Source organism: Sphingomonas sp. GW821-FHT02B09 (genome assembly GCF_059421875.1).
The window spans coordinates 322,519-348,277 of the sequence record NZ_JBWKVV010000002.1 but is presented as its reverse complement, the minus strand read 5'-3'; the positions used below and the strand labels follow the sequence as shown (position 1 = coordinate 348,277).

Annotated in this window: 23 protein-coding genes and 1 tRNA gene; 11 read left to right on the top strand and 13 right to left on the bottom strand. The window is 67.9% G+C overall.

The features are described from left to right. Positions 1 to 75 precede the first annotated feature (75 nt). Both AC07U4_RS09590 and AC07U4_RS09585 read left to right on the top strand, forming a co-directional pair. Positions 76 to 510 carry a protein tyrosine phosphatase family protein gene (locus AC07U4_RS09590; RefSeq protein WP_038664491.1) on the top strand — a complete coding sequence of 145 codons (435 nt, stop codon included), beginning with the start codon at positions 76 to 78 and terminating at the stop codon, positions 508 to 510. Between the two features lie 5 nt (positions 511 to 515). Continuing rightward, entirely contained in the window at positions 516 to 941 is a 426-nt protein-coding gene (locus AC07U4_RS09585) for a hypothetical protein (RefSeq protein ID WP_038667484.1), read from the top strand. A gap of 154 nt (positions 942 to 1,095) precedes the next feature. Here AC07U4_RS09585 and AC07U4_RS09580 read toward each other — a convergent pair whose 3' ends face one another. Then, the gene (locus AC07U4_RS09580) at positions 1,096 to 2,169 is read right to left on the bottom strand and encodes an alkene reductase (RefSeq protein WP_495195282.1); all 1,074 of its coding nucleotides are present in this window, start codon (positions 2,167 to 2,169) and stop codon (positions 1,096 to 1,098) included. Between the two features lie 51 nt (positions 2,170 to 2,220). On the opposite strand from AC07U4_RS09580, the gene AC07U4_RS09575 reads away from it, so the two are divergent. The 6 genes from AC07U4_RS09575 to AC07U4_RS09550 all read left to right on the top strand — a co-directional run bounded on the left by AC07U4_RS09575 (position 2,221) and on the right by AC07U4_RS09550 (position 8,363). Then, positions 2,221 to 3,171 (top strand): DMT family transporter, encoded by a 951-nt coding sequence (locus AC07U4_RS09575; RefSeq protein ID WP_495195281.1) that lies wholly within the window; start codon positions 2,221 to 2,223, stop codon positions 3,169 to 3,171. Further along, positions 3,168 to 3,821, top strand: a complete 654-nt coding sequence (locus tag AC07U4_RS09570) for a COQ9 family protein (protein ID WP_495195280.1) — start codon at positions 3,168 to 3,170, stop codon at positions 3,819 to 3,821. Before AC07U4_RS09575 ends, AC07U4_RS09570 begins: the two co-directional genes overlap by 4 nt. Positions 3,822 to 4,030: 209 nt before the next feature. Further along, complete coding sequence (locus AC07U4_RS09565) at positions 4,031 to 4,306, top strand: FeoA family protein (protein WP_038664500.1); 276 nt, start codon at positions 4,031 to 4,033, stop codon at positions 4,304 to 4,306. Between the two features lie 2 nt (positions 4,307 to 4,308). Then, positions 4,309 to 6,171, top strand: a complete 1,863-nt coding sequence (feoB, locus tag AC07U4_RS09560) for a ferrous iron transporter B (protein ID WP_137897615.1) — start codon at positions 4,309 to 4,311, stop codon at positions 6,169 to 6,171. An 18-nt stretch (positions 6,172 to 6,189) separates the two neighbouring features. After that, complete coding sequence (gene ssb, locus AC07U4_RS09555; protein ID WP_495195279.1) at positions 6,190 to 6,774, top strand: single-stranded DNA-binding protein; 585 nt, start codon at positions 6,190 to 6,192, stop codon at positions 6,772 to 6,774. Between the two features lie 116 nt (positions 6,775 to 6,890). After that, positions 6,891 to 8,363: a sensor histidine kinase gene (locus tag AC07U4_RS09550; RefSeq protein WP_495195845.1), complete on the top strand. Its 1,473-nt coding sequence runs from the start codon at positions 6,891 to 6,893 to the stop codon at positions 8,361 to 8,363. Here AC07U4_RS09550 and AC07U4_RS09545 read toward each other — a convergent pair whose 3' ends face one another. The 3 genes from AC07U4_RS09545 to metX all read right to left on the bottom strand — a co-directional run bounded on the left by AC07U4_RS09545 (position 8,364) and on the right by metX (position 10,552). Next, positions 8,364 to 8,765, bottom strand: coding sequence for a response regulator (locus tag AC07U4_RS09545; RefSeq protein ID WP_052075827.1), 402 nt, complete (start codon positions 8,763 to 8,765; stop codon positions 8,364 to 8,366). Between the two features lie 87 nt (positions 8,766 to 8,852). Further along, entirely contained in the window at positions 8,853 to 9,440 is a 588-nt protein-coding gene (gene metW, locus AC07U4_RS09540) for a methionine biosynthesis protein MetW (RefSeq protein WP_038664513.1), read from the bottom strand. After that, entirely contained in the window at positions 9,437 to 10,552 is a 1,116-nt protein-coding gene (metX, locus tag AC07U4_RS09535; RefSeq protein WP_495195278.1) for a homoserine O-acetyltransferase MetX, read from the bottom strand. Before metX ends, metW begins: the two co-directional genes overlap by 4 nt. Before the next feature lie 60 nt (positions 10,553 to 10,612). On the opposite strand from metX, the gene hisC reads away from it, so the two are divergent. Further along, positions 10,613 to 11,707 (top strand): histidinol-phosphate transaminase, encoded by a 1,095-nt coding sequence (gene hisC, locus AC07U4_RS09530; protein ID WP_495195277.1) that lies wholly within the window; start codon positions 10,613 to 10,615, stop codon positions 11,705 to 11,707. Continuing rightward, positions 11,707 to 12,612: a prephenate/arogenate dehydrogenase family protein gene (locus tag AC07U4_RS09525; RefSeq protein ID WP_495195276.1), complete on the top strand. Its 906-nt coding sequence runs from the start codon at positions 11,707 to 11,709 to the stop codon at positions 12,610 to 12,612. The genes hisC and AC07U4_RS09525 overlap by 1 nt, the downstream gene beginning before the upstream one ends. A gap of 111 nt (positions 12,613 to 12,723) precedes the next feature. Here AC07U4_RS09525 and AC07U4_RS09520 read toward each other — a convergent pair whose 3' ends face one another. From AC07U4_RS09520 to AC07U4_RS09510, 3 genes are read right to left on the bottom strand one after another with little or no spacing between them, the layout of a single operon-like run. Further along, the gene (locus AC07U4_RS09520; RefSeq protein ID WP_495195275.1) at positions 12,724 to 16,053 is read right to left on the bottom strand and encodes an error-prone DNA polymerase; all 3,330 of its coding nucleotides are present in this window, start codon (positions 16,051 to 16,053) and stop codon (positions 12,724 to 12,726) included. Between the two features lie 22 nt (positions 16,054 to 16,075). After that, positions 16,076 to 17,629, bottom strand: a complete 1,554-nt coding sequence (locus AC07U4_RS09515) for a Y-family DNA polymerase (protein WP_495195274.1) — start codon at positions 17,627 to 17,629, stop codon at positions 16,076 to 16,078. After that, entirely contained in the window at positions 17,538 to 18,311 is a 774-nt protein-coding gene (locus AC07U4_RS09510; RefSeq protein WP_495195273.1) for a hypothetical protein, read from the bottom strand. Before AC07U4_RS09510 ends, AC07U4_RS09515 begins: the two co-directional genes overlap by 92 nt. Before the next feature lie 153 nt (positions 18,312 to 18,464). Between AC07U4_RS09510 and AC07U4_RS09505 the strand changes: the two genes are divergently transcribed. Next, a tRNA-Gly gene (locus tag AC07U4_RS09505) sits at positions 18,465 to 18,539 on the top strand. A 205-nt stretch (positions 18,540 to 18,744) separates the two neighbouring features. On the opposite strand, the gene AC07U4_RS09500 is transcribed toward AC07U4_RS09505, so the two are convergent. The 6 genes from AC07U4_RS09500 to AC07U4_RS09475 are packed head-to-tail and all read right to left on the bottom strand — an operon-like array spanning position 18,745 to position 25,699. Next, entirely contained in the window at positions 18,745 to 20,595 is a 1,851-nt protein-coding gene (locus AC07U4_RS09500; RefSeq protein WP_495195272.1) for a hypothetical protein, read from the bottom strand. After that, positions 20,595 to 21,524, bottom strand: a complete 930-nt coding sequence (locus AC07U4_RS09495; RefSeq protein WP_495195271.1) for a TniB family NTP-binding protein — start codon at positions 21,522 to 21,524, stop codon at positions 20,595 to 20,597. The genes AC07U4_RS09500 and AC07U4_RS09495 overlap by 1 nt, the downstream gene beginning before the upstream one ends. A gap of 17 nt (positions 21,525 to 21,541) precedes the next feature. Next, on the bottom strand, positions 21,542 to 23,782 hold the full coding sequence (locus AC07U4_RS09490) for a TnsB C-terminal domain-containing protein (protein ID WP_495195844.1): 2,241 nt from the start codon (positions 23,780 to 23,782) through the stop codon (positions 21,542 to 21,544). A gap of 5 nt (positions 23,783 to 23,787) precedes the next feature. After that, a complete protein-coding gene (locus AC07U4_RS09485) occupies positions 23,788 to 24,561 on the bottom strand; it encodes a hypothetical protein (protein ID WP_495195270.1) in 774 nt (257 codons plus the stop codon). Next, positions 24,558 to 24,983, bottom strand: a complete 426-nt coding sequence (locus AC07U4_RS09480; protein WP_495195269.1) for a hypothetical protein — start codon at positions 24,981 to 24,983, stop codon at positions 24,558 to 24,560. Before AC07U4_RS09480 ends, AC07U4_RS09485 begins: the two co-directional genes overlap by 4 nt. Continuing rightward, positions 24,980 to 25,699, bottom strand: coding sequence for a hypothetical protein (locus AC07U4_RS09475; RefSeq protein WP_495195268.1), 720 nt, complete (start codon positions 25,697 to 25,699; stop codon positions 24,980 to 24,982). Before AC07U4_RS09475 ends, AC07U4_RS09480 begins: the two co-directional genes overlap by 4 nt. Positions 25,700 to 25,759 lie beyond the last annotated feature (60 nt).

Here is a 25,759-nt window from a genome sequence, read left to right as displayed (position 1 = left end):
GAAACCCCGTACAAAAGCCGTGGAAACGCGACCAAAATAGCTGACGTATCTCGACCGATCGCGTAATGGGACCGGATGGCCGACATTCGCAGCATCAACGACCGGATCAGCGTCGCTCCGCAGATCGCTCCCGAGGATATCGCGGCGATCAAGGCGGCGGGTTTCGTCGCGATCGTCAACAACCGTCCGGATGACGAGGACAGCGGCCAGCCGAGCGGCGACACGATCCGCGCCGCGGCGGAGGCGGCGGGCCTCGCCTATAGCGCGATCCCCGTGACGCATGCCGGCTTCTCGCACCCGCAGATCGACGCGATGGCGGCGGCGCTGACCGCAGCGGACGGGCCGGTGCTCGCTTATTGCCGGTCGGGGACGCGGAGTTGCAACCTGTGGGCGCTCGCCGCGGCCAAGGCGGGGCGCGATCCCGAGTTGCTCGTCGCGCAGGCGCGCGGCGCGGGCTACGACCTTGCCGGTATGAAGCCGACGCTGGACGCGCTCGCCGGCGGCGCGTGACGGACGTGACCGATCGGGAGATCTGGATCGCGGTCGGCGCGGCCTTGGTCGCGATAGCGGTGACGCTCGGCGTCGTGCTGGCCTTGCGCGGTCGCCGCAAGCCGCGGATCGCCAGCCCCGAGGAAGCGGCGGAGGCGGCCGAGCGCGCGCTGTCGGGCTTCGACACGCAGGGTGCGGTGGTCGGGGCCGATGGCGGCGGCGCGCTGGCGGTCGATCGCGGCGGGCGCGTCGCGGTTATGACGCGCGACGGCGCCCGGATCGCGGTGCGCGAGGTGCCATGGGGGGCGCTGCGCTCGACCGCGGAGGGCATCCTGATCGACACCGGCGAACGGAAACTGGGCGCGGTGCTGGTCGCGGGCGTGGATGCGCTCGACGTGCGGCGACTGGCGCCGGCCGATCTCAAGCGGCTCGTGCCGCATCTGGGGCGGTAGACCTTTCAGGTCCTCCCCCGCCAGGGGGAGGGGAACCAGCGAAGCTGGTGGAGGGGGAGGACAGGGTGGAGCTCTGTCAAGGACTCTCACCCTTTCCTCCCCCTCCGTCACGCCTTCGGCGTGCCACCTCCCCCTTGCGGGGGAGGAATTGGGATCACGCCGCCTCGGTCTCGAGCGCCGGGTAATCGATGTAGCCTTCCGGCCCCTTCGAATACCAGGTCGCCTGATCGTCCTCGGCGAGCGGCGCACCCTGACGCAGGCGCTCGACCAGATCGGGATTGGCGATGAACTTGCGGCCGAAGGCGATGCCGTCCGCCAGACCCGAGTCGAGATCGGCCTGCGCGCCCTCCGGCGTATAATCCTGGTTGAGGATCAGCGGCCGCTTGAACACCTCGCGGATCTGCGGGCTGAGCTTGGGCACGTCGGTGCTGCCGAAGGTGCCGTCGGGCGCCTGTTCGCGCAGTTCGAGGAAGCCGATGCCGAGCGCGTCGAGCGCCGCCGCGGCGGGGACGAAGACGCTGGCGGGATCGCTGTCGTCGGCGCCCTGCGTCTCGCCGTTCGGCGACAGGCGGATCGCGGTGCGGCCGGCGCCGATCGCATCGATCACCCGCTCGACCACCTCGCGCATGAAGCGGATGCGGTTTTCCGGGCTGCCGCCGTATTCGTCGTCGCGCAAATTGGTGTTGTCGCGCAGGAACTGGTCGATCAGATAGCCATTCGCGCCATGGATCTGGACGCCGTCGAAGCCGGCGCGCAGCGCATTGGTCGCGGCATCGGCATATTCGTCCTGCGCGCGACGGATATCGTCGATCGTCGCCGCCTGCGCCTCGGCATAGGGGTTTTCGGGCTTGTGATAGGGCGCGCGCGTCGCCGAGGACGACAGCGGCGTCATGCCGATCACGTCCGGGCGGGCGAGCCGGCCCATATGCCAGATCTGCGCGACGATCTTGCCGCCGGCCTCGTGCACCGCGGCGGTCACCGGCTTCCACGCCTCGATCTGCGCGTCGGTCCACAGGCCCGGCGCGTTCGGCCAGCCCAGCCCCTGACGGCTGACGCCGGTGCCTTCGGTGATGATCAGGCCGGCGCCGGCGCGCTGACGGTAATAATCGACCATGATGTCGGTCGGCACGTGATCGTCGGTCGACCGGCCGCGGGTGAGCGGCGCCATGAGCACGCGGTTGGCGGCGTGGATATCGCCTAATTGGATCGGTTCGAAAAGGCTCGGCATAGAAGCTCCCAAATGGCCTGACGGGCGGGAGATAGGGCGCTACAGGGCGGCATGCATCAGGCGTGGCCCAGAAGAAAAACTGTCGCGGCGGCAACCTGGCAGGCGCCGGGTGCCGCGTTCGCCGCGCTGGTCGTCGCCAATGTCGCGCTCGCCTTCGGGCCGTGGTTCGTCCGGCTCGCCGATGTCGGCCCGGTCGCCGCCGGCTTCTGGCGGATCGCGCTCGCCATCCCCTTCCTTGCCGGGCTCGCGCTGGCGAGCGGCGGCCGGCCGGCTCGGCTGGGCGCCGGCCTGTGGGTCATGCTGGCGATCGGCGGCGTCGCCTTCGCCGCCGACCTCGCCAGCTGGCATCTCGGCATCGTCCGCACGACGATGGCCAATGCGACGCTGTTCGGCAATTCGGCGATCCTGATCTACCCGCTCTACGGCTTCCTCGTTGCCAGGGCGTGGCCGACGCGGACGCAGGGGATCGCGCTGCTGCTCGCCGCGATCGGCGCGGGGCTGCTGATGGGGCGCTCCTACCAGCTCGATTCGCGCAACCTCGCCGGCGACCTGCTCTGCATTCTCGCCGGCATCCTCTATACGTTCTATATCGTGCTGATGGCGCGGGTCCGGCTGGCGATGCGGCCGCTGCCGGCGCTGGCGTTGGCGAGCGCGGCGACCGCGCTGCCGATGCTCGCCTTCGCGCTGCTGCTGCGCGAGACCGTGATGCCGCAGCATTGGTCGCCGCTCGTCGGCCTCGCCTTGGTCAGCCAGGTGATCGGCCAGGGCTGCATGATCTTCGCGCTCGGCCGCCTGTCGCCGCTGGTGATCGGCATCGGGCTGCTGATCCAGCCGGTGGTGGCGGGCGCGATCGGCTGGGTCGAATATGGCGAGCGATTGCGGGGACCGGATTGGGTCGGCGTCGCGTTGGTCGCGCTGGCGTTGGTGCTGGTGCGCCGCGCCGAGGTTGCACCGTCGCGCCGGCGGGCGCAGGAGGCAGCCGTGCAGGAGATGGAAGCATGACGCAGGACCTGACGCTCGACGAGATCCGCGAGACGCTCGCCGAGGGAATCGCCGCCAATGCCGCGTTCGACGGCTGGGGCGACGCCGCGCGCGACATGGCGGCCGATGGCACCGGGATCGACCGCGACGTCGCGCGGCTCGCCTTCTCGGGCGGCGCGATCGAGATGATCGACGCCTGGTTCGCCGCGATCGACCGCCGGATGGCGGCGACGCTGCCGCCCGAGACGCTGGCGACGATGAAGATCCGCGCGCGGATCACCGCACTCGTCGAGGCGCGACTGGCCATCGTCGCACCGGATCGCGAATCGCTGCGCCGCGCGCGCGCGATCCTTGCGCTGCCGCAGAACGTCGCGCGCGCCGCGCGGCTCGGCTGGCGCAGCGTCGACCTGATGTGGCGGATGGCGGGCGACACCGCGACCGACTACAATCACTATACCAAGCGGACGATCCTGCTCGGCGTTTATGCCGCGACGATGACCGTCTTCCTCGACGACGACAGCGAGGGCCATGCCGACACACGCGCCTTCCTGGCGCGGCGGATCGACGGGATCATGCGCTTCGAGAAGACCAAGGCGGCGTTCACCAAACGCTACGAGCATCGGCCGAGCCTGTCGCGGTTCGTCGGCCGGCTGCGCTATCCGGCGGTGTGAATCCGGTCTCCTGCCCATTTTGCGGGTGATACTGTCTATAAAGGCGCCATGAGGTTCGATCGATTTTCGCGCGAGACGGGGCAGATGAGAAACGCGGCGCACTTGCCGGAAGGGCGATCTGGGACCGGCAGGACCGGCCTCCGCCCCGATCGACATTTCCCATTCGCACCGCTTTACTCCCCCGTGGGTAAATGATAATCAGTCGCATCATGGATATGTCGCGTACCGTCGTTCCTGCTCTCGACCTCGTGTCGCTCCCGCGTCGCCAGCGTGCGACCGTGGCGGCGATCGACTGGACCCGCCTCGCGGTGCCCGAGGCGCGGCGGTTGCGCGAACTCGGCTTCGATGAGGGCGTCGCGGTCGAGGTGCTGCATCGCGCGTCGCTCGGCAGCGGTCCGATCGCCTGCCGGATCGGCCGGATGACCGTCGCGCTGCGTCGCGCCGTCGCCGGCGCGGTGCATGTGGCTCCCGCCACCGCCGAATAACCGTGCATGCAGCCCCGCTGGTCGCGCTGGTCGGCAATCCCAATGCCGGCAAAAGCGCGCTGTTCAACGCGCTGACCGGCGCGCGGCAGAAGGTCGGCAATTATCCCGGCGTCACGGTGGAGCGCCATTCGGGCCGGCTGGTGCTCGACGACGGCCGTCCGGTCGAGCTCATCGACCTGCCCGGCGCCTATAGCCTCGAACCGTCCAGCCCCGACGAGCGCGTCACCCGCGACGTCGTCACCGGCGCGAGCAGCCTCGAACGGCTGCCGGACGCGCTGGTCGTGGTGGTCGACGCCGCCAATCTCGACAACCATCTGCGCTTCACGCTCCAGCTCATCGCGCTCGGCCTGCCCGTCGTGGTCGCGCTCAACATGGTCGATCTTGCCGAGCGCGACGGGCTGACGCTCGACGCCGCGGTGCTCGAGCGCGAACTCGGCGTGCCGGTGATCCCGACCGTCGCGGTGCGCCGGCGCGGTATCGATGCACTGCGCGGTGCGGTCGCCGATCTCGTCGGCGGCGGGGCCAAACCGCGTGCGCCCGACGTCTCGGCAGGAACGCAGGACGACATCGTCCAGCTGCAACGCCGCGCCCGCCGCATCGCCACCGCGGCCACCGTCTCGGAAACCGCGGGCCGGCGCTGGGCGCATATGCTCGACACGGTCGCGCTGCATCCGATCGTCGGGCCGCTGCTGCTCGTCACCATCCTGTTCGTGATGTTCCAGGCGGTGTTCACCTGGGCCGCGGTCCCCGCCGATGCGATCGACGCGGGCTTCGCCGCCTTGCAGGACGTGATCAAAAGCGCGATGCCGGAGGGATTCGTCCGCTCGTTGCTCACCGACGGACTGATCGCCGGCGTCGGCGCGGTGATCGTCTTCCTGCCGCAGATCCTGATCCTGTTCCTGTTCATCCTGATCCTCGAATCGTCGGGCTATATGGTGCGCGCGGCGTTCCTGATGGACCGGCTGATGGCCACGGTCGGCCTGTCGGGGCGGGCGTTCATCCCGCTGCTGTCGAGCTTCGCCTGCGCCGTCCCCGGCATCATGGCGACGCGGGTGATCGAGGACGAGAAGGACCGGCTGACCACCATCCTGATCGCGCCGCTGATGACGTGCAGCGCGCGCTGGCCGGTCTATACGCTGATCATCGGCGCGATGATTCCCAATACGCAGCTCGCGCCGTTCATCCGGTTGCAGGGCGTCGTGATGTTCGGCCTGCTCGTGACCGGTATCGCCGGCGCCTATTTCGCTGCGCTGGCGCTGCGCCGGACGGTGACCAAGGGCGCCTCGTCGGGCTTCATGATGGAGATGCCGAAATATCAGGTGCCGCTGCTGCGCGACGTGGTCCTCGGGCTTTGGCAGCGCGCGGTGATCTTCCTCAAGCGCGCCGGCACGATCATCGCCGCGACCACCGTCGTATTGTGGCTGCTGCTCAGTTTCCCCAAGCCGCCCGAGGGTAGCGGCGTCAGCCCGGTCGATTATTCGATCGGTGGCCGGATCGGCCATGGCATCGAATATGTCGTCAAGCCGATCGGCTTCAACCGCGACATCGCGCTGGCGCTGCTGCCGGCGATGGCGGCGCGCGAGGTCGCGGTGTCGGCGATCGGCACCGTCTATGCGATCGACGACAAGGACGGCGGCGGCACCGACCGCATCACCGACCAGATCCGCGGCCGCTGGACGCTGCCGACCGCTCTCGCCTTCCTGATGTGGTTCGTCTTCGCGCCGCAATGCATCTCGACGATCGCGGTGACCCGACGGGAGACCAACGGCTGGAAATGGCCGCTGTTCATGGTTGGCTATTTGTTCGCCGCCGCCTACATCATGGCCGGGATCACATACTGGCTGGCGGTGTTCGCCGGCCTCTAGGCATTTTCGGGGCATTTCATGGCGGGTAGCGTCAACAAGGTCATTCTCGTCGGCAACCTGGGGCGCGACCCCGAAAGCCGCAGCTTCCAGAACGGCGGCAAGGTGGTCAACCTGCGCATCGCCACGTCCGAATCCTGGAAGGACAAGAACAGCGGCGAGCGCAAGGAAAAGACCGAATGGCATTCGGTCGCGATCTTCAACGAAGGCCTCGCCAACGTCGCCGAGCGCTTCCTGCGCAAGGGCTCGAAAGTGTATATCGAGGGCGCGCTGCAGACCCGCAAATGGCAGGATCAGCAGGGTAACGACAAATATTCGACCGAGATCGTGCTGCAGGGCTTCAACAGCGTGCTGACGATGCTCGACGGTCCCGGCGGCGGCGGCGGCCAGGGCGGCGGCGGTGGTGGTCGCGGCGGCGCCGGCGGCGGTGACGACTGGGCCGGCGGCGGCGACGATTTCGGCGGCGGCTCGTCGGGCGGCGGCTATGGCGGCGGCAGCGGTGGTCGCGGCGGCAGTGCGCCTGCGAGCGGCGGCAGTCGCGGTGGCGGCAGCTTCGGCCAGGGTGGAGGCTTCGCCGACGATCTCGACGACGACGTGCCGTTCTGAGCGATCCCGGCGCACCTGCGGGCCTGTCGTTGCATTGCGGCGTGCCGCCGGTCGCACCGGCGCGCGCGCCCGTCGCCCCCGGCTGGCGTGTCGACGAGGCGACGCGCACGGCGGCGATGCAGGCCTATGATCTCGAATCGCTGCGCGACAGCGCATCGCTGAAGAAGATCACCGACTTCGCCGCCGCCTTGTGCGGCACGCCGATCGCACTGGTCAGCCTGGTCGAGGAGACGCAGCAGACCTTCCTGTCGCGAACCGGCCTCGACGTGTCGGAAACGCCTCGCGAAATGTCGTTCTGCCAGCATGCGATGCTGGAGGACCGGATCATGGTGATCCCCGATGCGACGCAGGACCCGCGCTTCATCGACAATGCGCTGGTTACCGGCGATCTGCACCTGCGCTTCTACGCCGGTGCACCGCTGGTGTCCGACGACGGCATCGCGCTCGGCTCGTTGTGCGTCATCGACACCGTTCCCCGTCAGGGGCTGACCAAGCTGCAGATGCAGGGTCTGGCGACGCTCGCCGACAATGTCATGGCGCGGTTGCGCGACAGCCGTGATGCGGCGGCGTGGCGCGCGACCGACCGGGCGACCCGCCGTCAATTGACCGACAGCGAGGACCGGTTCCGCACGCTCGCCGATACGATGCCGCAGATGGTCTGGTCGACGCTCCCCGACGGCTATCACGATTATTATAACGCGCGCTGGTACGAATTCACCGGCACGCCGCTGGGATCGACCGACGGCGAGGGCTGGAACGACGTGTTCCACCCCGAGGATCAGGCGCGCGCCTGGGAGGTCTGGGGCCATTCGCTGGCGACCGGCGAACCCTATCAGATCGAATATCGCCTGCGCCATTTCGACGGCACCTATCGCTGGGTGCTCGGTCGCGCGCTGCCGATCCGTGACGCCGACGGCCGGATCACGCGCTGGTTCGGCACCTGTACGGACATCCACGAACAGAAACTGGCGCTGCACGAGCGTGAGGTGATCAGCCAGGAACTGTCGCACCGGATCAAGAACATCTTCTCGGTCATCTCGGGGCTGATCTCGTTCGCGGCGCGCAGCCAGCCGGGCTTCGCACCGATCGCCGCCGACCTGCGGCAACGGATCACCGCGCTCGGCCGTGCGCACGATTTCGTCCGGCCGCACAGCCCGCAATCGCGCCCGGCGGTACAGCAGGACAGTCTGCACGGCCTGCTCGGCGAATTGTTCGAACCCTATCAGCGCGGCGACCACCCGCCGATCACGGTGACCGGCGACGAGATCGCGATCGACGACCGGTCGGCGACGCCGCTGGCGCTGCTGTTCCACGAGCTTGCCACCAACGCGACCAAATATGGCGCGCTGTCGACCGACTCCGGGACGATCGCCGTCACCGTCGTGCGTGGCGACGATCAGGCGACGCTATATTGGACCGAACGTGGTGGACCGACGGTGATCGCGCCCGACGGACCGCAAGGCTTCGGCAGCCAGTTGATCGAATTATCGGCGGTGCGTCAGCTCGGCGGCACGGTGACGCGCGACTGGCGCCCGGAGGGATTGGCGATGACGATCACCGTTCCGCTGGCCGCCTTCCGGCGGGGCTGATCAGGCGATATTCGAGCCGAGCATGACGATGTCGTCGTTGGCCGGCTTCTCGCCGTCGGTGGCGAACGCGGCGGCGGCGAGGATCGCCGCCTCGCTGAACGGCTTGCGGATATAGCCGAGCGCGCAGTCCATGCCACGGTCGATCTGCGCGGGATTGGCGGTGACGAACACGACCTTGACGCCGTAATCGCGCGCCATCCGCTCGGCGATGCCCGGGCCGGTCGGTCCGTCGCGCAGGTTGACGTCGACGAAGGCGAAGCCGCAACCGGGTGCCGCCTCGATCGCGCTGGCGCTATCCGCGGCGATCGCCGCGACGGTATAGCCGGCGTCCATCAGGATCCGCTCCAGATCGAGGGCCACGAAAATCTCGTCTTCGACAATCAGAGCGGTCTTGGTCATCATATGTCCCGGCTTGACGATGGCGAACCAGCGTTTGGGCAAATAGTTCCGCTCTTTACCACATTCATGTCGGAATCGAACATTATTCGCTCAGCGCCGCAGCAGGAAAACGGCGTGCTGGGCGAGCAGATTGGCCGCCGCCGAACTGCGCTGCCGGTCGCCGGACAGAAACCAGGCGCCCTCGACGACGACCTGTCGCGCCTTCAGGAACGCCCGGAAATCGTCGATCGTGACGTGATGGATATTGGGCGTGTCATACCATTGTTCGGGCAATTGGTGCGTCACGGGCATCCGCCCGCCCCAAAGCAGCGAAAGCCGCACCCGCCATTGCGCGAAATTGGGGAAACTGACGAACGCCCGCCGGCCGATGCGCAGCAGATGGTCGAGCACCACGTCGGGCGCGCGCGCGGTCTGCAACGTCTGGCTGAGGATCGCATAATCGAAGCTCTGGTCGGGATAGCCGGCGAGATCGACGTCGGCATCGCCCTGGATCACCGACAGGCCGCGCGCCACCGCGGCGGCGACGTTGCCCGCGTCGATCTCCAGTCCGCGCGCGTCGCAGCCACGGTCGTCGCGCAACGCCGCCATCAGCGCGCCGTCGCCGCAACCGATGTCGAGCACGCGGCTGCCGGGCGCGACATGATCGGCGATCACCGCGAGGTCGGGTCGGAGCGTCATCGTCCGCCCCGCAGGAAACCGTCGACCACGCGGTTCATCTCGGGCGCGTCGAGCAGGAAGGCGTCGTGGCCATAGGGGCTCGACAGTTCGACGAAGCTGACCGGCGCGCCGGCGGCGTTGAGCGCCTGCACGATGCTGCGCGATTCGCTAGTCGGATAGAGCCAGTCGGTGTCGAAACTGACGAGGCAGAAGCGCGCGCGGCTGGCGCGGAAGGCGTTGGCGAGCAGCCCGCCATGTTCCTCGGCAAGGTCGAAATAGTCCATCGCGCGGGTGATGTAGAGATAGCTGTTGGCGTCGAACCGATCGACGAAGCTCAGGCCCTGGTGGCGCAGATAGCTCTCCACCTGGAAATCGGCGTCGAAGCCGAAGCTCTTGGCCTCACGCGCCTGCAACCGGCGGCCGAATTTCTCGGTCAGCCCCGCCTCGGAGAGATAGGTGATGTGCGCCGCCATCCGCGCCACCGCGAGTCCCGCCGCGGGCGGTTCGCCGCCGTAATAGTCGCCGCTTTGCCAATTGGGATCGGCCATGATCGCCTGCCGCCCGACCTCGTGGAAGGCGATGTTTTGCGCGGTGTGGCGCGCGGTCGAGGCGATGATGACCGCCGCGTCGATCCGCTCCGGGAAGGTCGCAGTCCAGCTCAGCGCCTGCATGCCGCCCATCGAGCCGCCGACGATCGCCTTCAGCCGGCCGACGCCGAGATGGTCGAGCAGCATCGCCTGCGCACGCACCATGTCGCGGATCGTGATGACCGGGAAGGTCATCCCCCACGGCCGCCCCGTCGCCGGATTGACGCTCGCCGGGCCGGACGAGCCCATGCAACTGCCGAGGACATTGGCGCATATGACGAAGTCGCGCGCCGGATCGATCGGCTTGCCCGGCCCGATCATCCGCGTCCACCAGCCCGGCTTGCCGGTCCGCGGATGCGTCGAGGCGACGTGCTGGTCGCCGGTCAGCGCATGGCAGACGAGGATCGCATTGCCGCCATCGGGCGCAAGGCTGCCATAGGTCTCGTAGGCGATCTCGACCGGCGACAGCAGCACGCCGCCGTCGAGGCGGAGCGGCCCCGGCAGCGTGACATGGCGGTTGCATCCGAAACGGTCGTCCCCGGTCATCACCGGGTCGCTACGGCGCTCTTCTTGTCAACGCAAGCACGCGCCCGCTAAGGCCGTCGCATGACCGCACCCGCCCCCAAATCCTGGATCCTGGGCATCGCGCCCTATGTCCCCGGCCGCGCCACCAGCGAGGATGGCCGCAAGGTCGTCAAACTGTCGTCGAACGAGAATCCGTTCGGCACGCCCGAGCCGGCCCGCGCCGCCTATCGCGACGCCGCCGACCATCTCGAACGCTATCCGGACGCCGCCGCGATCGACCTGCGCGCGGCGCTCGCCGCGCATTACGGCGTCGAGGCGGAGCGGCTGATCTACGGCACCGGCTCGGACGAGGTGCTCCACCTCGCCGCCGGCACCTTCGCCGGGCCGGGCGACGAGATCATCCACGTCCGCTACGGCTTCGCGGTCTATGAGATCGCGACGCGGCGGGTCGGCGCGACCCCGGTCGTGGTGCCCGACCGCGACTATGCGACCGACGTCGACGCGATCCTTGCCGCGGTGACCGAGAAGACCAAGATCGTGTTCGTCGCCAATCCCAACAACCCGACCGGCACCTACAGCACGAAGGACGAGATCGCGCGGCTGCACGCCGGCCTGCCGGAATCGGTGCTACTGGTGCTCGATCAGGCCTATACCGAATATCTCGACCCCGAGGACGACGACGGCGGGCTGGAACTGGCACGCACCGCCGCCAACGTGCTGGTGACGCGCACCTTCTCGAAGATCTTCGGTCTCGCCTCGGAGCGGGTCGGCTGGGGCTATGCCTCGCCCGAGATCATCAACGCGATGCACCGCATCCGCGCGCCCTTCGCGTTCAGCATCGGCGCGCAGGCGGCGGCGATCGCGGCGCTGGGCGATGCCGGCTTCGTCGAGCGCAGCCGCAGCCACAATCGCGAATGGCGCGGCTGGTTCAGCGAGCAGGTCGATGCGTTGCCGGGCCTGCGCGCGGTGCCGAGCAAGGCCAATTTCGTGCTGGTGCTGTTCGAGGGGCTGCTGACCGCCGAGGATGCCTACAAGGCGCTGATGACGGCGGGCTATGCGACGCGCTGGCTGCCCGGCCAGGGCCTGCCGCAGGCGTTGCGGATCACGATCGGCACCGAGGCGGAGATGCGCGACGTCGTCGCGGTGCTGCGCGCCGAGACCGGGCGCGCCGGCTGATGCTGCCGTTCGCGCGCGTCACGATCGTCGGGCTCGGGCTGATCGGCTCGTCGGTCGCGCGCGCGGTGCGGCAGGCGATGCCGACGGTGCGGATCACCGGCTATGACGCCGATCCCGAGGTGCGCGCGATCGCGACGCGGATCGAGCTCGCCGACGATATCGCCGACAGCGCGGGTGCGGCGGTGATCGACGCCGATCTCGTCATGCTGTGCGTGCCGGTCGGCGCGATGGGCGCGGTGGCGGCGGAGTTCGCCGACGATCTGCCCGCCGAGGCGATCGTGAGCGACGTCGGCGGGTCGAAGGCGAGCGTGCTCGCGGCGCTGCGCGCGGTGCTGGCCGACGCGACGATCGTCCCCGGCCATCCCGTCGCCGGCACCGAACATAGCGGCCCCGAGGCGGGCTTCGCGACGCTGTTCCGCGGCCGCTGGTGCATCCTGACCCCCGAAGAGGGCACGGCCGAGGCGCCCGTCGCGCGGCTGCGCGCCTTCTGGGAGGCGCTCGGCGCGCAGGTCGAGATCATGACGCCGCGCCACCACGATCTCGTGCTCGCGGTGACCAGCCATGTACCGCATCTCATCGCTTATTCGATCGTCGGCACAGCCAGCGATCTCGAAGAGGTGACGCAGAGCGAGGTGATCAAATTCTCGGCGGGCGGCTTCCGCGACTTCACCCGCATCGCCGCCTCCGATCCGGTGATGTGGCGCGACGTCTTCCTCAACAATCGCGAGGCGGTGCTGGAGATCCTCCAGCGGCTGACCGAGGACGTGACGATGCTCCAGCGCGCGATCCGCTGGGGCGACGGCGACCAGTTGTTCGACCTGTTCACGCGCACCCGCGCGATCCGCCGCTCGATCATCGAACAGGGCCAGGACGACGCCAAGCCGGATTTCGGCCGGAGTCATTAGGATCGTCCACCAATCCCCCGACCGTTCGTGCTTAGCCCGTCGAAGCACAGTTGAGACCCACTGCCCTTCGACAGGCTCAGCGCGAACGAGGGGACCGATGGCCCCGCCCCCTCAATGGAAATCGCGGGACGGCGGCATGATACGCACGTCGCGCGGATGCTGGCCGCGTGGGTCGCGGCTGCTGATGGGCTTGGGACGGATCACCTCGTCGACCGGCAGCAGCGGCGTCTCGGCGTTGTAGTCCGACGACAGCCGCCGCAGCTCCACGCTGCGATCATAGGCCTTGACCGTCATCAGGTGGATCACGCCTTCCTCGCTGCGCTGGATCACGCCTTCCAGCACCAGCAGCCGCGCCGCCATCACCGCGCGCCGGTTCGCCTCGAAATCGCGCGCCCACATCAGCGCGTTGGTGACGCCGGTCTCGTCCTCGATCGTCACGAAGATCGCATTGCCCTTGCCCGGCCGCTGGCGGACCAGCACGACGCCGGCGATCCGCGCGCGCCGCCCGTCCCTGAGCCGCCCCGCCTGCGCGCTCGAGACGATCCCCTCGGCGGCGAACAGCGGCCGCAGGAAGCGCATCGGATGGTCCTTCAGCGACAGCCGCGTCGTCTGGTAATCCGCCGCGACCTCCTCGCTGGCCGGCATCGCGGGGAGTTGCGCATCGACCTCGCGGCCGAGTTCGGGCGCGTCGGCCGCGGCGAACAATGCGAGCTGCCTGGGCGGGGTGCGCCGCACCTCCCACAAGGCATCGCGCCGGCCGAGCGCGATCGAACCGAAGGCATCGGCATCGGCGAGCAGGTCGAGGCCGCGCTTGGGCAGTCCGGCGCGCGCCGCCACCGCCTCGATATCGGCGAACGCCCCCGCCGCGCGCGCCGCGACCAGATCCGTCGCCCACGTCTCGCGAAAGCCGTCGATCTGCCGAAAGCCGAGCCGGATCGCGAGCCCGCCATCGTCGAGCGGTTCGAGCGTATTGTCCCAGCCGCTCGCGTTGACGTCGATCGGCCGCACGACGACGTCATGCGCGCGCGCATCCTGCACCAATTGCGCCGGCGCATAGAAACCCATTGGTTGCGAATTGAGGATCGCGCAGCCGAACACCGCCGGGTGGAAGCATTTGATCCACGACGACACATAGACCAGCCGCGCGAACGACAGCGCATGACTCTCGGGAAAGCCGTAGCTGCCGAAGCCCTCGATCTGCTTGTAGCAGCGCATCGCGAAGTCGCGTTCGTAGCCGCGGCGGACCATGCCCTCGACCAATTTGGCCTGAAAATCCTCCATGCCGCCGACGTTGCGGAACGTCGCCATCGCGCGGCGCAGCTGGTTCGCCTCGCCCGGCGTAAATTCGGCCGCGACGATCGCGAGTTTCATCGCCTGTTCCTGGAACAGCGGCACGCCATAGGTCTCGCGGAGCAGATTGCGCAGCTCGTCGGGATCGTGCGGCGGATGCGGCGCGGGAAACTCGGGGATCTCCTTGCCCGCCCGGCGACGCAGATAGGGATGGACCATATCGCCCTCGATCGGCCCCGGCCGGACGATCGCCACCTGCACCACCAGATCGTAGAGCTTGCGGGGCTTGAGCCGCGGCAGCATGTTGATCTGCGCGCGGCTCTCGACCTGGAACACGCCGATGCTGTCGCCCTTGCACAGCATGTCGTAGACCGGCGGATCGTCCGGCGGGATGCTGTCGAGATCGTGGCTCTCCAGCCCGTTGTCGCGCATCAGGTCGAACGCCTTGCGGATGCAGGTCAGCATGCCGAGCGCGAGGATGTCGACCTTCATGATCTTCAGTTCGTCGATATCGTCCTTGTCCCATTCGATGAAGGTCCGGTCCGCCATCGCGCCGTGATGGATCGGCACCGTCTCGTCCAATCGCCCCTGCGTCAGCACGTAGCCGCCGACGTGCTGCGAGAGATGGCGGGGGAATTTGATCAGCCGATCGACCGTGTCGCGCAGCCGCGCGATCTCGGGATTGTCGACGGTAAATCCGGTCTCGCCGAGGTGTTTGGATTCGAACCGGTCGGCGAAGCTGCCCCAGACGGTGCTGGTCAGCCGCTGCGTCACGTCCTCGCTGAGCCCCAGCACCTTGCCCGCCTCGCGCACCGCGCTGCGCGGGCGGTAATGGATGACGGTCGCGGCGATCGCCGCGCGATGCCGGCCATAGCGGCGGTAGATATATTGCATCACCTCCTCGCGCCGCTCGTGCTCGAAGTCGATGTCGATATCGGGCGGCTCGTCGCGCTCGGCGGAGACGAAGCGCGAGAAGAGCAGGTCGTAGCGCATCGGATCGACCGAAGTGACGCCGAGCAGCCAGCAGACCGCCGAATTCGCCGCCGATCCGCGCCCCTGGCACAGGATCGGCGGATCGCATTCCTCGCGCGCGAAGCGGACGATGTCGTGCACCGTGAGGAAATAGAAAGCATATTGGCGCTCGGCGATCAGCGGCAGTTCCTCGTCGAGCAGCTTTTGCAGACGCGCCGGTATCCCCTCGGGAAAGCGCTTGCGGGCCGCAGCATACGTGATGTGCTCCAGCCACGCCTGTGGCGCCCAGCCCGCCGGCACCGGCTCGTGCGGATATTCATAGGCGAGATCGGTCAGCGTGAAGGCGATGCGGTCGAGGATGCACCCGCTCTCCGCGACCGCCTGCGGCAGATCGGCGAACAGCCGGGCCATTTCCTCGCCCGATTTCAGATGGCGCTCGCCGTTGGCGGCGAGCCGGCGCCCGGCCGCGCGGATCGTCGTGCCGAGGCGGATGCAGGTGAGCACGTCGTGCAGCGGTCGATCGGCCGGTTCGGCGTACAGCGCGTCGCCGGTGGCGAGCAGCGGCACGCCCATCGCCTGCGCGAGCCGGGCATGCTGCGCCAACCGACGACGGTCGCGCCCGGCGCGCGGCATCGTCACGCCCAACCAGACCCGATCCGGCGCGGCGCCGGCGAGGCGTCGGATCGTCTCGCCGAGCCCCGCATCGCTGCGTGGCGGCGGCAGCATCGCCCCGTCGCGCGCCTCGTGCGGACGGGCGCTCGATGCGGGAAGCACGATCAGCAGCAGGTCGTCGAGATGCCGCAGCAGGTCGCCGAAGCCCAGGATGCAATCGCCCTTCACCGCACGCAAATTGCCCATCGTCAGCAGGCGCGTCAGCCGCCCCCAGCCGTGCCGCGTCGTCGGATAGGCGACGATATCGGGCGTACCGTCGGCGAACACCAGCCGCGCGCCGACCACCAGCTTGAAGGCGATATCGGCGAAGCCGCCCTCGATCGCCCTTGCACGGATCAGCCGCAGCGCCTTGTGCGCCCGCACCACCCCGGCGACGGTGTTGCGGTCGGCGATGCCGATGCCGGCATGGCCCAGCGCCACCGCCTGCGCGATCATGTCCTCGCCATGGCTCGCGCCCTCGAGGAACGAGAAATTGGTCGCCGCGACGAGTTCGGCGAATGCGGTCATCGGCGATCGCCGTCCACCACGTTCACGCGAACAGCCCGTGCAGATACCAGCGCGGATGCGCCTGTTCGTCGTGCAGGCCGTGGCGGAAGATCCAGAAGCGGCGGCCGCGGCGATCCTCGACGCGATAGTAATCGCGCGTCGGGATCGCGGCGTCGTGGCGGCGCCACCATTCGCCGGCGATCCGCTCCGGCCCTTCCGACCGCGCCACCTCATGCACCCGCCGCCGCCAGCGGAAGCGATGCGGCGGACCGTCCGGCACCTCGGCCATCACGCTCTCGATGAGCTGCGGCGGGTCGAACAGATAGATCGGACGCAGCGGTGGTTCGCCGTCCTCGGTCGCCGGCCACGCGCTCGCCGGCGCGTCGGCGGTGGCGGGCAGCATCAGCTCGGCCTGTTCGGGGATATGGCTGTCGCGCGATCCGAAGCGCCGCACCCGGCCGCGGCCGAGCCGGGTCGAGAGCTGGTCGACGAGCTGTGCGACCTGCCCCGCCCCGGCACCGGTCTCGCGCGCGCTCGCACCGCCCTCCAGCCGCAATTGCGCCGCGTCGAGCCGCTCGGCGAGCGCGACGTCGAGCCGCACCAGGTCGTAACCGAACCCCGGATCGAGCGGATCGGCGAGACTGTCGATCCGCTCGGCGAACAGCCGCATCAGCAAGGCCACGTCGCGCGTCGGCTGCCCGGTCTCGACGCGCAGCGATTGGATATGACCGTCGGCACGGAACAGCCGCGCCTCCCAGCGCCGGCCGCCCTGCTGCCGCTCCGCCAGCGTCGCGGCGGCGTCCGCCGCCAGATCCTCGAGCACCTCCAGAGCATATTCGGTGCGCGCGATCGGCTCGGCGAAGCGGCGTTCGACCGCGACCGGTGCGACGCGCACCCGCGGCTTGACCGGCGCCTTGTGATCGCCCGCCAGCCGACGCACCGCGGTCGCCGCCTCCTCGCCGAAGCGTGCGGCGATCCCCGCCAGCGGCCGCGCCATCACGTCGCCGACCGTCTTGAGCCCGGCCCGGGTCAACGCCACCGTCGCATCCGCATCCAGCTCCAGCGCCGCCACCGGCAGCCGCTTGACCGCGCGGGTCTCGTCGGGCGCCGGCGCGCCGGCATAACGGGCGAGCGCCCGCGCGATCTCGGGCGTGTCGCCGAAGGCATGGCGGGCGAGGATGCCACGCCGCGCCATCCGCGCCTCGGCATCCGCCGCCAGCGCACGCTCGCCGTCGAAGGCATGCGCGCAGCCGGCGATGTCGATCACCAGCGCGTCGGGCGGCATCAGCGCCACCGTCGGGCTGTAACGCGTACAGCCATCCGCCAGCCGTTCCAGCCAGTCCATATCGGCATGCGGATCGGCGGGGAACACCTCGAGCTCGGGCACCTGCGCCCGCGCATCCGCGAGGGTCAGCCCCGGCTCCAGCCCGATCCGCGCCGCGGCGAGATCGGTCGCGGTCAGCCGCACGGCATTGCCGACGGTTTCGACGAAGGCGACCGGCGTCTCACCCCGTCCGGCGAACAGGTGCGGCCGGGTGGCGCGCAGCCGCTCGACCGGGAGCGACGGAAAGACCAGCGCCAGATAGCGACGCTCCACGGAAACTCTTGGCATCACGATCCCACTCCACGCGCCAGCGCTGCCCCGCGGGGCCGCCGCGCCGGCGCAGACATTCCACATCGAAGGCGGCGAAGCCCGGCGCACCCGCGCCCGTGCCCTGGTCGAGCGCGGTCGACGGCACCGCCGCCACGCCCCAGCGCGTCGCCGCCGCACTCGCGGTCGGCTCGGCACCGATGCGCAACGACAGCACGGTGACGCCCGACGATTCGGCGGCGAGCATCAACCGCCGCGTCGCGGTGAGATCGAAGCCCGGCGCGCGGCCGACGCTTTCGACCAGCACCGTACCCAGCCCCGGACAGCGCGCCGCATCCGCCGCAGCGCGCAGCAGCGCCGCCTCGTCCGCGACGATTCCCAGCACCAGCGAATCGGCGGACAGGCCGAGTTCGATCAGCCCGCTGGCATGCAGCCGCCCCTGCGTCCGCTCGCACGCCTCGGTACGCAGCCAAAGCAGCGGCACGGCCCGCGCCGCCAGCGCGACGGCGATACCGAAGCCCGCGCCGCTCGGCCCATCGCCCTCCTCGACCGCATAGATTTCATGCAGTTGCGCACCCGTCAGCCCGTGCGCCAGCCAGGCATCGTCCGGCGCCGCGGCACCTTGCGCAGCGCCGTCACCGGCGGCAAGGCGCCGCAAACGGGCGATCAGGGCGGACGAGTCGCTCATATATGTTCTTGTAATGTTCTAATGGCCGAGTCGCCAAGCCGAAATCGTGTTGCTGATTTTGTACGATTGCTGTTGCAGCCCCGGAAAAGCGCTGCTAGTGGCGCGCCTCACCCAAACGGTGGCTCGCAAGAGCAGCCGTTTCAAGGCGCCAGAGCGGGCGTAGCTCAGGGGTAGAGCACAACCTTGCCAAGGTTGGGGTCGAGGGTTCGAATCCCTTCGCCCGCTCCAGTTTCTTGCGAATACCACTTAAGGTTTTCGCATCGCCACATAACGGTGAAATAGAACATCCCCGAATCGAATACTTTCGAGCTTCTCGGGGCTCACGCTTGGTAAGCGTATAGCTCCTTGCATCATCTTGCTGAAACCAAGGCGGCGTAGGTGATTGCTCATGGGCGACGGGCTACCTCACGCCGACCATGATATCGCGATCCCGTCAGGCCAGCCGACTCAACTGTCTAAGCACCGACTGCCTCATCCATCCTAGATCGCTGGGCGGGTGACATCCAAGGCTCAGCAAGGTGTCGCGGATGGTCCGGGGATAGAGCCCCGTCCTGGCGACCAGCTCGGGATATGAAATGTATCGCTTGGCAGCCCGATCGAGTTTGCAGCCGTCGATTTCCCATCTCTTGGGATCGCTCGACCCGACGCGGAGCTTAGACAGAGCCTTCCCGTATTTGGGAAGCAGGTTGAGGATTTCGAGGGCGTCGGCCTGACTGAACGTGTCTCTCGATGCTCCCAGGTCCAACGCCATGCACCGAGCCACATCTCGACCCGCTATGCAGATCGTGCTGACGTCCACGTCCTCGCCAATAGCGCAAAACCGAAGCTGCCTGGAGAGCAACATCGAGAAGATCGTCTCCCATGGCTTCGGACCACCTCCGAACCCGCGCATTACCGTGGCGAGGTCCACCCTGTGAGCGATGCTCCGCGACGAGCTTGCCAGAGAGAGAACCCTGTCCTGAAGGGCACGGACATTTTCTTCGGTTGTTACGGGCGACCCAAAGCGAGCGACAAGCCAGGGATGATCGTCGGCTTCCAGCATGTCGGCAGCGACCAGCCGCTCTACAGCGTAGGCTGGAAGACGCAGCCTGAGGCCGACGGCGTGAGCGCCGAGTCGGTTCCGCCGCGCATGCTCGAGGCGCGCGATTTCGGCGCCGTCGAAATTGAGCAGGATCCTTCCATTGCTCAGGCCAAGCCGCGTCTCGAGCAGTCCCGTGTCCCGGCCTCGACTGACCTCGCCCTCGGTTATTCCCAGTCGCCGCGCCGCCGGTTTCACCAGGACGTTGATTGAAGAAGGCGGATTATCAATGCCGCGATAGGTGTCCGCCACCGCATCCATCAGCTGTCTCACCTGCGGCAGCTTAGTGGCCCGGTCTCGGGACTGCATCAGATTGACGAGCCGCTGCCTCGCCGCACGGCTACGGGCGGACTGTCTTTTCTCCGCCTTCGGACGCGCAGAGCTGATCGTCTCACATACGAGTCGGTCGAAGGCGGCTGGCCATTCGAGCAGGACGTTCCAGGCAGCTGCCAGAGCCGATGCCAGCCGGCGTTGATCCGCCAGCTGCAGGCGTGCGGGACGCTCCAGTGGCAGCCTGGGATCGCACGCCATCGCAAGAGAGTAGGTGAGATCGAGAATGCCTCCTGGCCCTAGCGCCGCCAGATCCGGAGGAAGCCTGTCGATGGTTTCACTGCGATCCGTGCGATCGGATCCGACGATGCGCGACAGAGCCTCGAGCGCGGGGCGTAGAGCCTGCGGAACCGGTACCCCGACCTCTCTTTCCAGAGGAGAGGAGCAACCGTCGCACCGATCAAGAGCCCAGGCATGCCGCCATCGCTGCACCTGCCCGCAGACGGAGCATGTGTCCTTGAGGTACTCCCAGCTTTCCGGACAGAACGGCAGCACACGATACATCGCATGCATCGTGTGAAACTTCCGTTCCCCGACCGACCTTGGAGAGAACCGCCGCACGGCCGTGACAATGTCGTCCCGGCGTACTTCGATCCCGTCCAGGACGCTGAAGCCCGACGTCTCTGACCCACCCAGCATGCGAGAGGCGACGTCTTCGGTCTTGCCGCCGAGCGCCCGTGCAAGGTGGCTCGCATCGACGCCGCCGTCGAGAGCGGTGTACGGCCGGCTTTCGTAAGCCAGACCACACCGCCGCAGAACGGTGAAGGGCGATCGATGTACGTTTTGCCGTCCGGTGCGGGTCAGCCACGAGAACAAGGACTCTCCGTCGATTGCCGGCACCGGCCACATGACCTGATCGGGCGGAATCGTCTCCATTACTGAAGAGCGTCCAGTGGATTGGCGGTCAACGTGCCCGGCTGCACGTACCGAATGTCGACGGCGCGCCGCAGGTCGCCCGTCTCTATCCTGGTACCCCCGCGATGAAGTACGCTTTCGAAGCTGTCCTGGATCACCGCGCAGACTTCTCCGATCAGACCGCCACAGGCGGTGCAGAGCGCCCGCGCGATAGCGTCGTTCTGGAGACCTGATGCGGCAGGTAGCAGCTTCAGACGCGCGATCTCGGCATCCATGCCGCCAAGGAATCCAATCCAGCCTGCCATCTGCTCGTCATCGCTTGGATCGATCGGATGCAGCGACACCTCCGACGCGCAGCGGCGACGAAGTTCGGCGTTCCCCTTGAAGAGCCGATCGGCATTCTCGGTGCCCAGGAAGACGATCGGCACCCAGCCCTCGGTGAGCATGTTCTTGAGGGTATTCGAGACGTCCTTTCCAAGCACCTTCTGGCTGCAGTGGTTGAGCTCGTCGATGATGAGCAGCTCGACGCCTTGCTCGACGAGCGCGAGTCTGAGCCGTTTGAGAAGGAGGCGCTCGCCGCCCTCAGTGCTGTACTGATCCCCCAGCTTCTCGAGGATGGAGGATATCGCGCTAAGTGGGGTTCCCGTGGTGTTCAGGGTAACGTGCACGATCGTCTTGCGACTGGGATCGAAGCCCGGCTGAGACGCGACGAGCCGGCCATAGTGGATGGCGGCCTCGCTCTTGCCTGCTCCAGTCGGCTGGATGATGCGCAGACCTCTCGTCGGCGACCCCGGCTTCCGACCCTGACCAGAGGCGTGGATAATGCCGATCGAAGCGGTCGCCCGATCCTGCCAGGGCACTTCCAGCCTTATCTCCGAAAGCTCTCGCAGCTGCTCGCCGATCCATTGCGCCTTCTGGAAAGGCGTCGCGTCTTCAGGTCTCTCGATCACGGCTTCTACTCTCCTCGTTATCTCGGCTTGAAGGGCTTGGGCGGAGGCGGGGTGGTTCGCGTCGTGGGGGGCTTGGGCTGCGCGTCGGCGCTCGAGGACGCGGATTGTCCGCCGCCGCTCTTCCCTGACCCCTTGCGCCTGTTGCCGCGCTGGCGACGCTGAGGCTCGACCAGCGCTTCGCGACGAATGCCTGCCCGGAGATCGTGTTCGACTACGCTCTCCATGCCGCTGGGTGACGGCTTCACCCTCACGACGTTCACGGAGTCGCCGAGGTAACGGCGCACGTGCGGACGATCGTAGAGCATGGCGAGGGTCTCGCGTTCGCGGGCGGTGGCCTGCGGCATGATTTCCGCCATCGCATCGGAGAATGCGGCTACCGCCGCGAGCTTCTGATCTTCCGTCGAGAAGAGGAGACTCCGCTCCTTGGCGAACTCTGCGACCCGCTCGTTCAGCCAGACCGACATGTCCCGGGAATAGCGTCGTTCGGTGCAGCGCAAGTCGACGTAGCGGCGCTTGGCTGGATTCCATACCGAGACGAAGCCGAGCTGATCGTAATGCTTGATCTTCGCAGGGTAGACGCCTTCGCCACCCGGCGGGAGGGGAAGCGCCGCAGCCATGTCCGCTAGAAGATCTTCCGTGATCCCGGGCTCGGAATAACGCTGGCCATTAGCGGCACAGCCGTTTCGATCGAACGTCACGTACTCGACAGAGCCGATGCAGCGCAGGAACTGGTCGAGGTCCCGGGGCTGGCTCAGGCCGTGGAGGTCCGACTGCTCTATCCAAACGTCCAGTGGTACTCGACCACCCAGAGCAGCGACCTCGGTCGTCGTATGGTAGAGCGCGATCGCCTCGGCGAGCAGCGCACGGAACTCCTCGAGCGTCACCAGGACGTGCTTTTCCGGATCGTATCCGTACTTGCGCATCAACGGGATATCGAAGGAGCTGCCAGGCACCTCCCGCATCAGGGACGTCACGGTCTGATGGCCGCGCTCGACGTGGTTCTTGTGCGTGGCCTGCCCTTCGCCGGCGAGACGCACCTCATGACAGAGATCGCCGGAGGCATCCTCGTTCGCGCGCGCTACGTTCTCGAGCGCGTTGTCGTAGAGCATGCAGCCAGTGATGTAGCCGCCGATGTCCGCGAGCCGTGCATAGCGGGCAGCCAGCAGCGGATCCTCGTCGTTGAGGAAACGCTTCGGCACCTCCTTGCAAAGACCGCAGTGCGCCAGCGCGCGCATCCATGACGCCGTGGATGGCGGCCCATAGGCGACGTCCCATCCGACGAAGCAGTGGGTGAAGACGTCGAACGAGAAGACGACGTTCGGCGTGCCCACCGGCACGCGGTTCTCCAAATCGACCACGAAATACTTGCTGAACGGCGTGCTGTCCTGCTCGACCAGGTCCAGGAAGCGGGTCGGCTCCTTGGCGCGGCCGCCGCCGCCATATTCCTGGCGACGCGCCTTCGTACCGAACTGCGCTTCCTTGGTATCGGCGGACTGTGCCCGCTTGCACTCGCGGCGGAATATCTCCTTGCCATAGGCCTTGAGCGTCACGCCGGGCGGGTCGTACTCGAACTTGATGCCGTTGATCGTCACCGGCCTGCCTGCGTTCACGTCGGCCACGCTGCGCTTGAACAGCGCGAAGCCTCGGCGCTGGGTGCGGGCCGAGCCGGCGACGGCCACCGCATGGCGCTTGCCGAGAGCGATGACGATGTCGTGGAAGCGGCGCTTGCGTCGCACGCGTCCGCTGCGCGACTCCATGTCGGCCAGTCGTCGATCGCCAGGAACGCCGCGACTGGTGATCCAGTTGTAGAGCGTCTTGCCGCAGGGAACGCGGCCGTACGTGTCCTCGATCTCCTTGAGATCGAGAGTCTCTCCAAGCCAGCGGCTCAGGCCGCGCTCGCTGAGCATCGGCTTGTCGCCTTCGGGCTCCCGATCCCAGGCGCGGAGCGCGCGACGACGCAGCGAAGCCGACCGGTCGCGCTTCTCTATCTCGTCAAGCGCCGGCTCTTCGGCACGCGCTTCGGCCCGGACGTCGTCCTCAAGCCGCGGCGACCGCAGGAAGAGCCGCTGCTCGCGCTGGGTCTGCCGCATCATGTCCGTGGTCGGCATCCGCGGCAGGCCTGTCGCCGGATCCGGCATGAGCAGGACCCGGCCATCGGCACTCATGGCCATGAAGGCACCGTCGGGCGTACGGGTCGTGTAGAAGTAGCTTATGCCCTCGAACACGATCTCGTCGCCTGGGCGCATGCTGGAGAACATGTCGCTCAAAAGCGGATTCTCGAGATGAAGCTCGGTGGCGCCAGCAGCCTGAGCTCCGTTCCGTCATGGATGGGCATGGTGCGATCGCAGTCGATCCGGCCCGCGCACATCAGGGCATGGATCGCCGCGACGCCACGTACGCGACTGGCGTCGAGGGCGAGCCTGAGTTCACCCATGGCGATGACATCCGTGCGGCGGAAGATCCGCTCGAAGATCGCCATCCCGGCTTCGCCGACATGGAAGGAACGATGTGCCAGGATATGGCCGCGATTGATCGTCCGCCAGGCGCAACCGTTGATGTCACGATCGTACCGGATCACCAGATCGATATCGACGCGACTGAGGATTTCGCGTGCGACCTGCATCTTCAGCAGATAGTCGGGCGACATGTCCTGCGGGGTGCGCTTGACCTCGATCGCCTCCACGCGGCCGTCGCGGTACTGCCGGAAGTGGTCGCAGATCCAGGCGAAGGAGCCGGACATCAGCCCGTACTGCAGCCGGAACGCCTGGGTCTGATAGTCGACGACGTCCGGATCCACCTCGCTTTCCTGGATGAGATCGGGCTCTGTCAGTCCATCGTAGGGCTGCGGGAGACCCGTCTTCCACGAGGGGTACACGCCGATCGGATGCATGTGCGCATCGCCGAGCAGCGTCCGCAGCGCGCCCTCCGCGTCGGCCACGTAGAGGTGGGCGAGCGGGGTCATGGTAGCGCCGAGGTCGGACGCGGCCTCGACGAGCCGTGCCCGAAGGCGGCCGGAGGGGCTTTCCTGACGGATCAAGCATGCCCCCTTCGCGCCGATGCGCTGCGCGAGAGCATGTCCTGCAGTCGCCGGTGGCCGGGTGCGCCGCGCTGCTGCCGCCAGCGCCTCACCGACGAGGGACTGTCAGGCTCTCCGAATATGGCAGCCAGGGCCGGCGTCCAGTGGCGATGCATCGCCCGGTCGATGGACTTGTCGCCGTTCGGCACCTGATGCTCGTCCATCAGGAGGCACTGTGCGAGCCGCTTGCGCGCGCGGAACTGCTGCCAGTCGCTCAGGCCGTCGATGCGCTCGCCGGAATCGATGACCCGCGAAAGCATGGGCACGTCCGGGAACGCATCCTCGTCGTCGACTACGGAGACCCGGTCGAGCGCCACCTCATGCTCGGACGAGCCGAGCACGAGAGTGACGAGCAGACGGACATAGCGTTCGCCCGCGATCACGCGGCGATCTCCGCACCGATCTTGATGCCGCCGGTGGCTCCTCCGCTCGGCCAGCGCCCCAGATCCAGCAGGGGGCCCGGCTCGACCCGGACCGACGGCGTCAGTTCCGGATGGGGCGCGAGGCGGAGGAGCCCTTGGGCCGTCGCGGCAAGGGCGCACTCCCAGCCTCGGCTTGCACCGCCCAGCGCGCGGGAGACGTCGCAGAGCGTCGGCCGGCGACAGCTGATGAACACGTTCGAGAGGCGTTCGACGTCGAAGGCTGTCAGCTCGACGTCCTGCCGGCAGGCGACGGCCATGAGCGTCATGAACCGAGGCGACGAGCATTCGATCGCCATCGGCGCCACCACCATCGACACGAAGCCGAGCTGGCAGGCGGCAGCCTGGAGAAGTGCGGTCGTCCAGAAAGCGTCACCGCGTTCGACGTACGCGTTCGTCAGGACGGTATTGGAGCCGCTCTCGACGATCGCATGCACGTCGACGCCGCGGATTCTGTCCCCGTCATGGGCATGGACGGTCATGCCGTCGAAGCGGAAGGCGTCGACGTCGGGACAGGACGCGACGAGGCGTTCCAGTCGGACCGCCGCGTCTGGCAGCCCTGTCGTCGTCGAGCACGAGCTCGGAGCCGTTCGTCCGGCCCGGAGGCTCATGAATGCGTCGGGCACCTGGAAGGCGGCAGCCGAGGGAGTGCGGGCGGAAAAGTCGGTTTCGTGGTTCACATCGTGCTCCTGTCGCGGGCGAGCGTCGTCGGCTGCCGACGACGCCCTCCGCCGACAGGG